The organism is Microcystis sp. LE19-8.1F (assembly GCF_027531715.1).
Taxonomy (GTDB): domain Bacteria; phylum Cyanobacteriota; class Cyanobacteriia; order Cyanobacteriales; family Microcystaceae; genus Microcystis; species Microcystis wesenbergii_A.
In genome coordinates this window covers 1-13,828 of sequence record NZ_JAPZSO010000006.1, presented here as the reverse complement: position 1 = coordinate 13,828, position 13,828 = coordinate 1, and the positions used below count along the sequence as shown (strand labels likewise).

General features: G+C 43.1%; 14 protein-coding genes. 10 read left to right on the top strand and 4 right to left on the bottom strand.

Going from position 1 to position 13,828, the window contains the following annotated elements; translation table 11 throughout:
* Nucleotides 1-122 precede the first annotated feature (122 nt).
* The 4 genes from menB to O9334_RS00735 all read left to right on the top strand — a co-directional run bounded on the left by menB (nucleotide 123) and on the right by O9334_RS00735 (nucleotide 3,788).
* A complete protein-coding gene (gene menB, locus O9334_RS00750; protein WP_287998495.1) occupies nucleotides 123-956 on the top strand; it encodes a 1,4-dihydroxy-2-naphthoyl-CoA synthase in 834 nt (277 codons plus the stop codon).
* A 247-nt stretch (nucleotides 957-1,203) separates the two neighbouring features.
* A complete protein-coding gene (gene rbp, locus O9334_RS00745; protein WP_045361399.1) occupies nucleotides 1,204-1,506 on the top strand; it encodes an RNA-binding regulator in 303 nt (100 codons plus the stop codon).
* Nucleotides 1,507-1,624: 118 nt separating this feature from the next.
* A complete protein-coding gene (locus tag O9334_RS00740; RefSeq protein WP_045361397.1) occupies nucleotides 1,625-2,431 on the top strand; it encodes a TylF/MycF/NovP-related O-methyltransferase in 807 nt (268 codons plus the stop codon).
* Nucleotides 2,432-2,702: 271 nt separating this feature from the next.
* Nucleotides 2,703-3,788, top strand: coding sequence for a glycosyltransferase family 4 protein (locus O9334_RS00735; protein WP_045361396.1), 1,086 nt, complete (start codon nucleotides 2,703-2,705; stop codon nucleotides 3,786-3,788).
* A 28-nt stretch (nucleotides 3,789-3,816) separates the two neighbouring features.
* Here O9334_RS00735 and O9334_RS00730 read toward each other — a convergent pair whose 3' ends face one another.
* Both O9334_RS00730 and O9334_RS00725 read right to left on the bottom strand, forming a co-directional pair.
* Nucleotides 3,817-4,587: an FkbM family methyltransferase gene (locus O9334_RS00730; RefSeq protein WP_045361395.1), complete on the bottom strand. Its 771-nt coding sequence runs from the start codon at nucleotides 4,585-4,587 to the stop codon at nucleotides 3,817-3,819.
* Nucleotides 4,588-4,815: 228 nt separating this feature from the next.
* Nucleotides 4,816-5,433 (bottom strand): DedA family protein, encoded by a 618-nt coding sequence (locus tag O9334_RS00725; RefSeq protein WP_002775352.1) that lies wholly within the window; start codon nucleotides 5,431-5,433, stop codon nucleotides 4,816-4,818.
* Between the two features lie 69 nt (nucleotides 5,434-5,502).
* Here O9334_RS00725 and O9334_RS00720 point away from each other — a divergent pair, with 69 nt between their 5' ends.
* The 5 genes from O9334_RS00720 (at nucleotide 5,503) to O9334_RS00700 (ending at nucleotide 9,912) form a co-directional block, all read left to right on the top strand.
* Complete coding sequence (locus O9334_RS00720; RefSeq protein ID WP_045361394.1) at nucleotides 5,503-6,042, top strand: pentapeptide repeat-containing protein; 540 nt, start codon at nucleotides 5,503-5,505, stop codon at nucleotides 6,040-6,042.
* Between the two features lie 525 nt (nucleotides 6,043-6,567).
* Nucleotides 6,568-8,184, top strand: coding sequence for an ABC transporter substrate-binding protein (locus O9334_RS00715; RefSeq protein WP_287998482.1), 1,617 nt, complete (start codon nucleotides 6,568-6,570; stop codon nucleotides 8,182-8,184).
* Nucleotides 8,185-8,332: 148 nt separating this feature from the next.
* Entirely contained in the window at nucleotides 8,333-9,115 is a 783-nt protein-coding gene (locus O9334_RS00710; protein WP_045361391.1) for an endonuclease/exonuclease/phosphatase family protein, read from the top strand.
* A gap of 270 nt (nucleotides 9,116-9,385) precedes the next feature.
* A complete protein-coding gene (locus tag O9334_RS00705; RefSeq protein WP_045361389.1) occupies nucleotides 9,386-9,622 on the top strand; it encodes a CsbD family protein in 237 nt (78 codons plus the stop codon).
* A gap of 14 nt (nucleotides 9,623-9,636) precedes the next feature.
* Entirely contained in the window at nucleotides 9,637-9,912 is a 276-nt protein-coding gene (locus O9334_RS00700; RefSeq protein ID WP_193745637.1) for a GlsB/YeaQ/YmgE family stress response membrane protein, read from the top strand.
* A 16-nt stretch (nucleotides 9,913-9,928) separates the two neighbouring features.
* Here O9334_RS00700 and pyrR read toward each other — a convergent pair whose 3' ends face one another.
* Nucleotides 9,929-10,462 (bottom strand): bifunctional pyr operon transcriptional regulator/uracil phosphoribosyltransferase PyrR, encoded by a 534-nt coding sequence (gene pyrR / locus O9334_RS00695; RefSeq protein WP_004162618.1) that lies wholly within the window; start codon nucleotides 10,460-10,462, stop codon nucleotides 9,929-9,931.
* A 145-nt stretch (nucleotides 10,463-10,607) separates the two neighbouring features.
* On the opposite strand from pyrR, the gene O9334_RS00690 reads away from it, so the two are divergent.
* The gene (locus O9334_RS00690; RefSeq protein WP_190381647.1) at nucleotides 10,608-12,005 is read left to right on the top strand and encodes an amidase; all 1,398 of its coding nucleotides are present in this window, start codon (nucleotides 10,608-10,610) and stop codon (nucleotides 12,003-12,005) included.
* Here O9334_RS00690 and O9334_RS00685 read toward each other — a convergent pair.
* A partial coding sequence (locus O9334_RS00685) for an ABC transporter ATP-binding protein (RefSeq protein ID WP_287998467.1) occupies nucleotides 11,998-13,828 on the bottom strand: 1,831 nt, incomplete at its 5' end. The genes O9334_RS00690 and O9334_RS00685 overlap by 8 nt on opposite strands.

Below are 13,828 nucleotides of genomic sequence, written 5' to 3'. Positions count from 1 at the left end.
AAGAAAGGAATCAGCTTTAAACCTTGTCCGTCAACTATCCATCCCCCTATTCTGGCGCTCCCTGCTTCAAAGTGGGGGACAAAATAGGGTAAGGTAAAAAAGCTGTGCCTATAACCGAGACCATGAGCGTTGAATGGCAATCCGTCAAAACCTACGAGGATATTCTTTACCATAAATGGGGGGGAATCGCCAAAATTACCATCAATCGCCCCCATAAGCGTAATGCCTTCCGTCCGAAGACAGTTTTTGAGCTTTACGACGCTTTCTGTGATGCTCGCGAGGATGCGCGCATTGGGGTAGTATTGCTCACGGGTGCAGGTCCCCACAGCGATGGGAAGTATGCTTTTTGTTCCGGCGGCGATCAGACGGTGCGCGGTCAGGCGGGTTATATTGGCGATGATGGCGTACCCCGGCTCAATGTGCTGGATTTACAGAAATTAATTCGCTCCATCCCCAAGGTAGTTATCGCGCTGGTGGCAGGTTATGCGGTCGGGGGCGGTCATGTTTTACACTTGGTTTGTGATTTAACCTTAGCAGCGGATAACGCCATTTTTGGCCAGACCGGTCCGAAAGTGGGCAGTTTTGACGGCGGTTTTGGCTCTAGTTATCTGGCCCGGGTAGTGGGTCAGAAAAAAGCTCGCGAGATTTGGTTTCTCTGTCGGCAGTATAACGCCCAACAAGCGTTAGAAATGGGTTTGGTTAACCATGTCGTCCAGGTGGAGGAATTAGAGCAGGAAGGGATTAAATGGTCCCTAGAAATTCTCGAAAAAAGTCCCTTGGCGATTCGCTGCCTAAAATCGGCTTTTAATGCTGATTGTGATGGTCAAGCGGGTTTACAGGAGTTAGCGGGTAATGCCACTTTACTCTACTATATGACCGCCGAAGGGGCTGAAGGTAAACAGGCTTTTCTGGAAAAACGTCCCCCCGATTTTAGTCAATATCCTTGGCTACCCTAATCAGTGATCAGTAAACAGTAATCAGTGATCAGTGAAAAGAAAGCAGAAAACTGCCCTATAATACTGCCCACTTAATACTCCATACTCCTACTGATCACTGCTCACTGATAAGCTATGCTAGTTTAGAGAGAGTAGTTAGGTTCGGTAGCAGCATTGGTTTCAAACAGAAGCGGTTTTTCCCTGATGATCTTGACTGGGTTGTGTCCGATCTCCTTCTCAAAATGGCTGTGATATTGGGAGACAATCCATGACGATTTACGTTGGTAATCTGGTTTATGAAGTCACGAAAGAGGACTTGTACGGCGTATTCGCTGAATACGGCACGGTTAGTCGCATTCACTTGCCCGTAGATCAAGCAACGGGTAAAATGCGCGGTTTTGGTTTTGTGGAAATGTCCTCCGATGAGGAAGAAGCAAAGGCGATCGAAACTCTTGACGGGGCCGAATGGATGGGACGACAGATGAAAGTTAATAAAGCTCGTCCCAGAGAAGATAATTTTGGTGGTGGTGGCGGCGGTGAGCGCAAAAACTTCGGTCGCCGCGAACGTTAAAGAGATTCTTGTAAGATTCCAGAAGCGGTTATCAGAAATAACCGCTTTCCTATTGATAATTAATAAATCTGCGTTTGTTTTCTAACATCCTAATGCCCATTGTAAATGGGTAACAGCTATGAATGATCAATCCATTGCCCCGATTTCGTCCTTGATCGAGGATGAACCACTCCACCGCACATCGGAGCTGCCGATCTGGTTCGATAATTTCGCTAATCTGGCACAGGCCTACGAGGGAAGGCTCAACGAATCCGACCCCGTAATAGAGCCTAACGATCTTCGTCTGCATCTATTAACCACATTGCTCGGCACGCCTCCTTCAGAGGCCTATTATCTCGTGCAGGGTTTAGCCCGGTGTCGGGAGGTAGAGGGCGATGTGTGCGAGTTTGGTGTGGCGCAGGGAGAAACCTCCGCACTGATCGCCAATGAAATCGCCGGAACGGACAAGACCTTACATCTATTCGATTCCTTTCAAGGTTTGCCCGCCCCCTCGGAAAAAGATCACTTGCTCCACGATATTTTCGATTTGGGGAATATGGAAGCCTATAGGGGAAAAATGCGATGCCGTGAGGGAATGGTTCTAGAGCGATTACGGAAGATTTCTTTTCCCGAACATCGCTATGTAATTCACAAAGGATTTTTCGATCGAATCCTCGATCGAGGGGAAAATTTACCAGCGAGGGTTTCTTTCGCCTATGTGGATTTCGATCTGTACGAACCAATCAAACAGGTACTAGAGTTTCTCCACCCGATCACCCCCCCCGGAGCGATTATCATCGTCGATGACTACGGTTTCTTTTCTTCGGGCCCAAAGACGGCTGTAGATGAATTTATTCAAGATAAAAATGATCGGGAAAAGGTCTATGAGTACATGATTCCAGATACTCGATACGGACATTTCATCGTTTTGAGGAAAAAAGGCTAACGGACGCAAAGATATCCGTTCGTCTGTACCCGTAAATTGCCTCTGAATATCCAGTTTGTCGGGGGTAAATACAGAACCAAATCCTCTTTAAATCTCTTTAAAACTGCTCATTTGTCTGGCTGGACAGCTAAAATGAGAAAGTTTTAAGAAAGATAGATTTTGAGAATGTTATCAGGGAAAATCAAGATTTGATTCGCACCTACTCCCGCCTACCTTATTTGTTCTGATTTTCCCATCATCATCCAACCGCTGCCATAAACTTTGACAAAAAATGAAGATAGCAATCATCACAGCAACTCCCCAAAATGTCAAGCTCGGAAGTGGTACTTTCGTCACCAATATCCATCTGACTAACGAGTTACGCTCCCAGGGTCATCTGGTTGATGTCTTCTCGCCAGCCAAAGCATCGGGGCCGTTAGGCTATATGGCGCATCGCTTTCTTTGGAATTGGCGACTCCATCCCCGTCGCTTTGACCACTATGATGTGGTGGTAGGTTACGATATGGATGGTTACGCCATCAGCGATCGCCTGAAAGTCCCTTTTATCGTTTATATTCACGGTATTATTGCCGATGAAGCCACCTTTGAGCGGGGTTGGGTGCGAACTTCCTTAGAATTGATGGCAAAGGCCGAGAAAGTGAGCGTCCATCGTGCGGCTCTGGTCATCTCTACCAGTGAATATTCGCGTACTAGACTCAAGCAACTTTATCAGTATGATGGCAATATCGAGATTGTTCATCCTCTAATTGATCTCAAAGGGTGGGATGCAGCGGTCGCCTCGGTCAAGTATGAGGAAAAAAACCGCGAGCAGAGGAGGCCGACGGTGTTTTGTGTCGGTGTCCAGTATCCCCGCAAAAATGTTGCCACTTTAATCCGCGCCGCCGCAATTCTCCGCCGTCAAATACCTGATCTAGAGGTAAGAATTGCCAGCAAAGGTCCTGAATGGAATAATTTACGCCGTCTAGCACAAGAACTCAATTTAGAGCAAAATGTTAATTTTCTCGGCTATCTTTCCTATCAAGAACTGATCCAAGAATATCTTGATTGTCAAGTTTTTTGTTTACCTAGTCTGCAAGAAGGATTTGGCCTAGTTTTTGCTGAAGCTATGGCCAGTTATAAACCGATTGTCGCCAGTCGTTCTTCCTCGACACCGGAGTTGATTGAAGATGGTGTACAAGGTCTATTAGCCAATCCCTTAGATGCTGAAGATTTAGCCAGTAAATTAGCAGAAGTGCTTCTAAATCCAGAAAAAGCTCGTTCCTTAGGGAAAGCAGGTAGAGCGAAAGTTTCAGAATTTGATGCACCGATTATTGCCCAACGTTTCAGTCAGTTATTAACCAATTTTCTAGAAAAATAGATTAAATTTGACAATGAAAATTTAACTACTAACGCACAGCGTATAAATGGAAAATATCCACGAATGTCGAAGGTAACAGTTCTCTTTTTTCTAGTTGAATTTTGAAGCCGTTATCTGCCAGCATTTGGCTTATTTGCTTTAAGCGTCCCTTCTGATCGTGAATTTCAGCCACTATTTGCTTAATTTTTGGCCAGTCTTTAGCTTCGATGCTTTGAAATACTTCGTATTCTTCTCCTTCCACGTCAATTTTCAATAAATCGATGGAGTCGATACCGAGTTCATTAATTACGGAGGATAGAGTTTTTACTTCACAGACTACTTGTTCTTTTTCTTGGAAAAACTCTTCAAACAAATTTTCTATTTTTTGGGAATTCTGATCGACTTTAATATCTTCTAATTCAGCCAAGGTATCCTCTGGCTTTGTGGTTGAATTAGCAGACATATTAGGATAAAAAGTAAAGATTTTTGCTCGGTTATTTTCTGAACTTAATCCACAGTTAAATAAAACAACATCCTCTAAAGAATGCAAATGAATATTTTTTTGCAAAACCTCAAAAGTTGGACTGATTGGCTCAAAGGCGAAAACTTTTGCTGTTGGTTCAACTCCCTTGACAAAAATAGAGAATAGACCGATATTGGCTCCAACATCAAAGATCACATCGCCTTCTTTGATGACAATATCATGCCCTTCATATTGCCTTTCAGTAAATATTTCCGAAAAAATGTATTCTGTTTCCTCTTTGCTACTACTGTAGTAACATTCTAATCCATTAGAAAAAGTAATTTTTTTGGCTATCACCGTTGATGTATAGTTGTAATCTTGGACAAAATTATACTAACACCATGAATCGCTCCCCGTCAAGAATGAGGTAACAAGCCTCCCTTTCCAGGGGATAGCTAAAAGCTTTGATGTGCCTAGTTTCTAACCTTCTTTTTAGGTAGGAGAATTGTCAGATTCTGTCTTTTGCACGAGTGCCTGTTGCCTCTTGCCTTCAAAAGCTGATCACTGATAACTGAAATGACGGACTTAAGCCACCTTTTTCCGTGACTCAAGGATGGGGTGAATAATTGTCCAGGCCAGGACGATAATTAAAGCCAAGATACCAAAACGAGCCATAGAACTAACTAACTGGTGCAAGGGGAACAAACGGCCTAAAAAGAAAGATAATGTCACCATAATCGTCGCCCACACCGTTGCCCCACCGAGATTACAGAGGAAAAAGCGACCGTAGGGCATTCGGGCAATTCCCGCCATGGGACCGGCAAAGATTCTTAACAAAGCCACGAAACGACCGAAAAAGACCGCCCGGGGTGCATTTTTACTAAATTGATCCTTGGCTAATTCTAGTTTTTGGGGGGGAATCCGAAAGAATTTGCCAACTTTTAACAAAAACGGCCAACCTCCAGCGCGACCGAGCCAATAGCCAAAATTATCGCCCAAAACTGCTCCTGTAATTGCGCTGACTAAAACTAACCAATAGTTCAAATCACCGCTACCGGCAAGGAAGCCGCCGACAATTGTGATGGTTTCCCCGGGGATGGGAATCCCGGTATTTTCGAGGGTGATGCCGATAAATACTGCCCAGTATCCGTATTGGTGGGCGATTTCTTCAATATTTTCTAGGGATAATAGCTCTAGGGACATGGAGCGCTTTCTTAACAAAGGTTTACGAATATTCTAAGATATTTTTACAGTATTTAACCGTGGCTGAACATGACTTTTCCCAGTATTGATTTATTAGCAATTCGTCAGGGTCAGATAAAAGATTTAGCGGGCATGAACTTGTCAGGGGCTGATTTAGCGGGTGCAGACCTAGCAGGGGCGAATTTACGGGCAAATTTGCGCGGTGCTGACCTAACTGGGGCAAATTTAAGGGGAGCAGATTTTCGGAATGCCGATTTACGCGGGGCAATTCTCCTCGATGCGATCGTGACCGGGGCAAGTTTGGCCGGTGCTTTTTTAGCCGGGGCGGTTTTTAATCATCTAGATTTGTCTGGGGCGGATTTTCGCGGTGTCGATGGCCGGGGAGTGAGTTTTGTTGGGGCGATTTTAACCCAAGCGGATTTTACTAGCGCTAATCTGTCCGGGGCAGATCTGTCGGCAACCGATTTAGAGGAAGCAATTTTTTTCGGGGCGATTTTACGCGGAACAAATTTTACTGATGCCAATCTTCTTTGTGCTAGTTTAGCCTCGGCAGTAACCCCGGGGGCAATTTTCGATCGAGCTTGTTTAGAAGGGACAGGATTAACCTAAATGGCTGATAAGACCTCTTGTAAAAATCAAAAATTGTTGTTAGGGTTGGGAGTCAGTAGCCAGTAGTCAGGAGTCAGGAGAATTAAGAATGAACAATAATCAGTTAAATGGTCTATTTATAGACTTTATGCCATTTAATCCTTATTTCTGCCATTTTTGAACTCTGAAAAATTAATTATCCAAGAAATTTATAAAAGAAGAGCAGTTTCTAATCAGTTGCTGTCAGCTGCTCTAGGTTTAAAAATCTTGACCATTTCCCTGTTTATCTGCCTCCATAGCTCCAGCTATTCTCAACCATTTAACCCCTTTGCTGCCCTGGGTCTTATTCTTGGCCAAATTTATCAAGTTTTTGCCATCCTCGACCAGAAAATTTAGTTTAATTATCTGGGTAATCAGTGCAGTTATTGAAGAATTTTTCCCAACCAATTAAGCAATCAATTTACTTACTTAAGGCAACCTAGTAGAAAAGATTATGCTCAAAAATGATAGGATTGATTGATACCTAGCTGCCGTTAATCGCCATCGATGAGACCTTTACGCCGACTTTACCGCTATTTAAGTTTATTTTGCCTCTGTCTTCTTCTGACCGTGGGCTGTCAGTCCACTAATTCCAATTTACCCCGAGGGGATAGCGATCGCTTGATGATCGGGACAACCCTAAAACCACGCTCGATCGATCCTGCCGATAGTTATGAGTTAGCGGGACTTTTTATTATTTATAATCTCGGTGAAACTCTCTACACCTACGCGGAAGGAACCACTAATTTAAAGCCTCTCTTGGCCACGGAATTGCCCGAAATTAGCCCCGATGGTTTGACTTATACTATCCCAGTACGTCGAGGGGTTATTTTTCATGATGGCACGGTTTTTAACGCGGAGGCGATGAAGTTTTCCCTAGAAAGATTTATCAAAAATGGTGGTGAACCTTCCTTTCTTCTTCGGGATACAATTGATAAAATTACCGCTACAAAAGAAGACGAAATTACTATTAAACTAACCAGACCTTTTGCCGCCTTTCCCGCTCTTTTAGCTTACCCTGGAGCCTGTGCAGTTTCACCCAAATTTTATCAAATTGGCGAGGGTAAATTTAAACCCGAAGAATTTATCGGCACAGGACATTATCAATTAAAAGCAGTTACTAGCGATTCTTTTAGTTTAGAAGCCTTTGATCGCTATTGGGGAGAACCGGCCAAAAATAAGGGAGTTAATGTTCAAATTTATCTCTCTAATCCTGCCAATTTATTCAACGGTTTTCAGACGGGTGCGGTGGATATTGCCTATCAATCTTTACTCCCTCCTCAAGTGAGAAAACTACGCACAGAAGCAGACCAGGGAAAATGGCAAGCCATCGAATCTTCTGGGGCAGCAATTAACTTTATGAGCGTCAATCTCAAAAGTGAACCCACCGATAATATTTTAGTGCGACAAGCAATTGCTTCTCTAGTCGATCGAGATTTACTTAATGATCGCATTTTACAAGGTCAAGGCATCCCTCTTTTTAGTCTCATTCCTACTACTTTTTCCGAGTCACAACCGGTGTTTAAAGAGCGCTATGGCAACCATAATATAGAGCAAGCAAAACAATTACTAAAAACTGCTGGTTATAGTCAAGAAAAACCCGCGATTGTAGAAGTTTGGCACTCCTCCGGATCGATCACTTCCAGCACCGTGGCGGCGGTGATGAAAGCTCTAGCAAAACGGGATTTAGATAATATGATTCAATTTGAACCCAATAGTATCCTAGGAGCGGCATTTTTCCGTAATATTAGCCGGGGACTTTATACCACTGCTCTATCTAATTGGTATCCCGATTTTTTGGATGCAGATAACTATATTTATCCCTTTTTAGATTGTGCTAAAGGTTCCCCAGAAACTGGCTGCGAAGAAGGAGGATCGCAAAGTCAAGGCTCATTTTTTTATAGTCAAGAAATGAATCAATTAATCGACCAATCCCGTCGGGAAAGTAACCCAGCCAAAAGAAAGCAAATTTTTGGCAAAATTCAAGAAATTCTCGCCGATGAAGTTCCCTATATTCCCCTTTGGCAAACCAAGGAATACGCTTTTGCTCGCAATGGCATCAGGGGAGTTATCATCAATCCCAGTCAAACTTTTCCCTTCTGGACAATCGCCAAAAAATCCTGATAATTAATTATTAGGAGTCAGCATTGAATCAGTTATCAGTTATTAGTTATCAGTTATCAGTTATCAGATGTGAGTTTTCAGTTCACTGATTACTGTTTACTGTTCACTGACAAAACTCTCTATTTCCTTCCCCATTCTCCATTTTCCTATGAAACTAACAGCAATGTCCTTTAATATTCGCTACGATAAACCCGATACCGATGAGCGTAATTGGCGAGTAAGAAGGGAAGCAGTAGCGGCTTTAATTGCTCACTATTCTCCCGATATAATTGGTACTCAGGAAGCTCGCGCTAATCAACTATTGGATCTACACCGTTTATTGCCAAAATACCAAAGTTTAGGTAGTGATCGCAGGGGGACAGGATTAGATGAACATTGTGCGATTTTATATCAACCAAGTCGGTTAAAATGTTTAGAAATATACGAATTTTGGCTATCAGAAACTCCCGATATTATTGGCAGTATCACTGAAGCTTGGGGTAATCCTTATCCCCGCATGGTAACGGGAGCTAAATTTCGCACTCTTGAGGGGCAAACTTTGCAGTTTTATAACACCCATCTCGATTACTATAGTGACCAAGCTAAGGACTTAGGGGCTAAGTGCATACAGGAGCATTTTTGTCAACTAAATTTAACAAAAGATTACCTATTTTTAACGGGGGATTTTAATGTTAATTCTCAGCAATTACCCCGTCAGATTTTAACTCAACCTCTCCAGTCAGAAATTAGATTAAAGGATGCTTTAGCCGATTTGGAATTAGCCGAACAAATGAGCTTTAATAATTACACCGATACCCCCTATTTAGCCATCGATACCATTTATTATGATAGCCGTTTGCAGTTAGATTGGGCAAAAGTCGATCCTTCTCGTTGGCTGAATCTTATTCCTTCCGATCATTATCCCGTAATTGCTGCTTTTACCTTGCCCTAAAAATAGATGATTTTTGTATTTAGCAAATATATAGAGGCTGAAAGCTTCAGCAGACTCTGGTGATTCGATGGTTAAATTTGTTAAGTTTTTTAAACGGCAAAAAAATTAACAATAAGCGCAAGCCTTGCCAGATATAGATCGCTCTCAATGGCGAAACCAATAATAATTATTCCCAAAAACTTAAGATTTATTTACGTTTTTAAAGGGCAGTAATTACCGCATTTGTGTTATAAAAATAACAATAACAATTTCTTGACCGAGGAAAAATTTATGAGCATCGAAGACAAAATGAAAGCGGCTGCCAAAAATGTCGAGGGGAAAGTACAATCGGCTGCTGGAGAATTAACTGGCGACGAGAAAATGAAAGCAGAAGGAGAATTAAAGCAGCTACAAGCAGCGGCAATGAACGTGGCAGCTGATGTCAAAGATAAGGCAGAAAATTTGTTGGAGGACATGAAAAACGCCGCCCAGGACGCAATCGAAAACATCAAAGACAAAATTAACTGAACGGGATTAAAATCATGATTAATGTCATTTCTTGGATGATTTTGGGCTTTATTGCTGGTGCGATCGCAAAAGCTATTTATCCTGGGCGACAGGGGGGTGGTATTTTTGCCACGACTTTGCTAGGAATTATCGGGGCTTTTGTGGGGGGAACCCTGTTAAATTTGCTTCAAACTGGCAGTTTTGCCCTAGGGAGTTCTAGCTTGAGCATACCGGGTATTTTTGTGGCTATTATCGGGGCAATCCTGTTTATTTTCCTCTGGGGATTAGTTACCAAACTCCTTCCTCGCTAATAGTCTTAACTCCTGTTTATTTGATTAATTCCACCCCATCTTTGCCGTCAATCTCTTGTAGATAAACCTTTACCTGTTCCTCGGCTGCAGTGGGTAGTTTTTTGCCCGTAAAATCCGGGTGAATTGGTAATTCCCGATGACCACGATCAACGAGGACTAATAAGCGGATTTTTTGCGGTCTGCCATACTCAATAATAGCATTGAAAGCGGCGCGGATCGTGCGACCTTTATAGATAACATCATCGACTAAAATCACGGTTTTTCCCGTGACATCTAGGGGCATTTTGGTTTTAGCAGGAGTGCGGGTTTTAATGCGATCAAGATCGTCGCGATAGAAGGTAATATCGATCGCTCCCACGGGAACTTTTACCCCTTCTAAGCTCTCAATTTGACTAGCAATTAAATTAGCTAAAGGCACTCCTCGCGTGTAGATACCGATCAAAATCAAGTTATTTAAATCGCCACTTTTTTCGATAACTTCGGAAGCTAAACGGGTAATGGTGCGACGAATTTCGTCAGCCGAGAGAATTTCAATTAACTGTGGGGTCATAATTTTCCAAGACAAGGGGGGATAGGGGATAGGGAAATTTTTACGGCAATGGATACCTTTTTTTACTTTTTCTTTTTTCCTTTAAAACCATCTTCCCACTAACGAATATAATTATTTTCACTTACCTATTTTAACTCGATCGCTCATGAGTGATGAATTATTGCAAAAATCTGCCCTAGAATTAGCCCAACTGATTCGCACTAAACAAATCTCCCCCCTAGAATTAACCCATTTATACCTCGACAGAATTGAGAAATTTGACTGTCAAATTGGTAGTTTTGTCCATGTCGCCAGGGAAAGCGCCCTAGCAACCGCCAGCGCCCAAACGGAACAATTAAGTCAAATCGCCGCTACTGCCGAATTACCGCCTTTTTTTGGAGTTCCCACCGCCATTAAAGACTTAAATGCCGTCGCTGGAATGCCGGTTAGTTACGGAATCGCCGCCTTACAGGGAAATATTGCCCAATATGACGAAGGAATCGTCACCAGAATGAAAATGGCGGGTTTTATCCTTCTGGGCAAAACTGCCACTTCCCAGCTAGCTTCCTTTCCCTACACCGAAAATCCGGGTTTTTTGCCGACTCGTAACCCCTTCAACCGCGATTATACCGCAGGAGGTTCCAGTGGCGGTGCGGCGGCGGCGGTAGCGGCGGGTTTCTGCCCGATTGCCCAGGGTTCCGACGGTGGCGGTTCCATTCGTACTCCGGCGGGTTGTTGCGGTTTGGTGGGGATAAAACCCAGTCGCGGGCGCGTTTCCTATGCCCCGGTGGGGGAATTTCAAAGCGGTATCGCCACTAACGGCACTCTTTCTAAGACGGTGGCAGATGGGGCGGCGCTGCTTACCGTGATTTCGGGCTATACGACGGGCGATCCCTACTGGCTACCCGATCCGCCCTTTTCTTTTCTAGAAGCCACTCAGAGAGGCGTAAAACCCCTGAGAATCGCTTTTTCTACTTCCATATCCCCCTTCGGCGAAGCGGCTTCCGTCTATAAAAATGCTGTGATCGAGACGGCTAAAATTTTAGAGGACATGGGGCATCACTTAACGGAGTATTCTCCCGATTTACAGGCTTTAATCGCTCCTTTTCGCCGTATTTGGCAAGCGGGGACGGCAGCGGCGGCAATTCCCAGGGAGTTATTAAGTCCCCTGAACCAATGGTTATTAGACAATTCTGGCAGCGCTGGGGAATACCTGCAAGCGGTGCGGCAGATGCACGTTATTTCGCGGCAAATTGTGGCGATGTTTGATAATTTTGATGTCTTACTTTTGCCAATTTTTCTACATCAACCCCCCGGAATTGGTGAGTGGGAAAATTTACCACCGGAAGAAACGATTAATAAGATGATTAGTTGGATTGCCCCTTCTCCGATTGCTAATGCGAGTGGTTTACCTGCGATTGCTTTACCCACGGGAGTGGATAGTCAGGGTTTACCCGTGGCAATTCAGTTAGTGGGCAAACCTGCCGATGAAATCACTTTGTTAGGTTTATCGGCACAATTAGAGGCAGCTAATCCTTTCGGTTTGATGGCTAATTTTAACTAGCAAGACTTTCGGTAAATTGGGGAATAGAAGCGATAAGTTTACGGGTGTAATCACTTTGGGGAGAGTTAATAATTTGGTTAGCTGTACCCATTTCCTCAATTTTACCTTTATTCATCACCATAATCCGATCGCTCATAAATCTGACGACACTTAAATCGTGGGAAATAAAGATATAAGTGAGATTAAATTCCTGCTGTAATTCTTTGAGTAAATTTAAGACTCCCGCTTGCACGGAAACATCTAAAGCAGAGACAGATTCATCACAGATAATAAACTGAGGATTTAAGGCTAAAGCGCGGGCAATACAAACCCTTTGTCGTTGTCCTCCTGATAATTGATGGGGATAGCGATCGAACCAATTAGGATCAAGTTTAACTCGTTCTAATAAATATTCTACTCGTTGCCGTCGCTTTTGGGAATTGCCGCCAGTATGATGAATAACCATCGGTTCTAAAATTGCTTTACCGATGGATAAACGGGGATTCAGGGAGTTGTAGGGATTCTGAAAAACTATCTGTAATTCCCGTCGCAGTAGTCTTAATTTTGGATCGCTGGGGTTTAATTTAGCGAGATTTTCTCCTCGGAAATAGATATCTCCAGAAGTGGCAGGAATTAAGCGCAGAATTGTCCTTGCTAAAGTGGATTTTCCGCAGCCAGATTCACCGACTAAACCGAGGGTTTCCCCCCGTTTAACAGCAAAACTGACCTGATCTACGGCATTAAAAAAGGTCTTTACTTGCCCGAAAACTCCCTTAACAGGAAATCTAACCGATAAATTTTCTACCGATAAAATATTCTCGTGATGTTGTAAACCTTCAATTCTGCTTTCTTCCTCTTGGAGAGTAATAAATTTAACTGCTGGTGGAGTAATTTCCTGTAATTCAATAATCTTACCTTGAGAGTCTTTTTCCACTCGTAAAAAATCGCTGACGGTGGGCAATTTTTCTGGACGAGAGTTTAAGCGGGGGCGACAGGCAAGTAAACCTTTTGTGTAGGGATGTTGGGGAGAATTTAATACTTCTTCTTTCGTTCCCTGTTCGACGATTTCTCCTTGATACATCACGACAATTTGATCGGCAATTTCATTAATAACTCCTAAATCGTGGGAGATAAAAACCATTGACATTTCTCGATCGCTTTTACACAAATCGCGTAATAATCTTAATATTTCTGCTTGGACAGTCACATCTAAAGCGGTGGTTGGTTCATCGGCAATTAATAGGGTAGGATTACAAGAGATCGCCATGGCAATCATTACCCTTTGTAATTGTCCCCCCGATAATTCGTGAGGATAACGCTTGAGAATTGCTTCTTTTTGTTCTTGAATATAAGTTCTAATTTTTTCTCTGACATGACCCTTATTTTCTAAGGGAAAAGTTTCTATATACTTCTCCTCTAACTGTTCATCACTGGGTAATAAGCGCACTTCTTGCAGTAGAGAGATGGCTTGATTTTTTGCCTGTTCAGTGCTGACTTTTTGGTGCAGTAAAATTGCTTCGGTGAGTTGAAACTCGATGTTATAAACTGGATTAAGAGAACTCATTGGTTCTTGGAAAATCATCGCCATTTCTCCCCCGCGATAATAACGCAATTCTTCCGGGGGAATAGATAATAAATCCACTGCTTGCATTGACTGACCTTTTGCCGGACGAAAGCAAATTTCTCCCGCGGTAATTTTTCCCGGAGAGGGAACCAGTCCCATGAGTGCGAGGGAGGTGACGGATTTTCCTGAACCCGACTCCCCCACACAACCGAGAACTTGACCTTTCTGCAAGCTAAAACTAATGTTATTAACGGCGACTGTTGTTCTTTTCTGATTAGAA

Coding starts and splice junctions, on each gene's coding strand:
- O9334_RS00700 (WP_193745637.1), top strand. CDS start 9,637: ATGATTAATGTCATTTCTTGGATGATTTTGGGCTTTATTGCTGGTGCG.
- O9334_RS00690 (WP_190381647.1), top strand. CDS start 10,608: ATGAGTGATGAATTATTGCAAAAATCTGCCCTAGAATTAGCCCAACTG.
- rbp (WP_045361399.1), top strand. CDS start 1,204: ATGACGATTTACGTTGGTAATCTGGTTTATGAAGTCACGAAAGAGGAC.
- O9334_RS00740 (WP_045361397.1), top strand. CDS start 1,625: ATGAATGATCAATCCATTGCCCCGATTTCGTCCTTGATCGAGGATGAA.
- O9334_RS00725 (WP_002775352.1), bottom strand. CDS start 5,433: ATGTCCCTAGAGCTATTATCCCTAGAAAATATTGAAGAAATCGCCCAC.
- menB (WP_287998495.1), top strand. CDS start 123: ATGAGCGTTGAATGGCAATCCGTCAAAACCTACGAGGATATTCTTTAC.
- O9334_RS00705 (WP_045361389.1), top strand. CDS start 9,386: ATGAGCATCGAAGACAAAATGAAAGCGGCTGCCAAAAATGTCGAGGGG.
- O9334_RS00735 (WP_045361396.1), top strand. CDS start 2,703: ATGAAGATAGCAATCATCACAGCAACTCCCCAAAATGTCAAGCTCGGA.
- O9334_RS00715 (WP_287998482.1), top strand. CDS start 6,568: ATGAGACCTTTACGCCGACTTTACCGCTATTTAAGTTTATTTTGCCTC.
- O9334_RS00710 (WP_045361391.1), top strand. CDS start 8,333: ATGAAACTAACAGCAATGTCCTTTAATATTCGCTACGATAAACCCGAT.
- pyrR (WP_004162618.1), bottom strand. CDS start 10,462: ATGACCCCACAGTTAATTGAAATTCTCTCGGCTGACGAAATTCGTCGC.
- O9334_RS00720 (WP_045361394.1), top strand. CDS start 5,503: ATGACTTTTCCCAGTATTGATTTATTAGCAATTCGTCAGGGTCAGATA.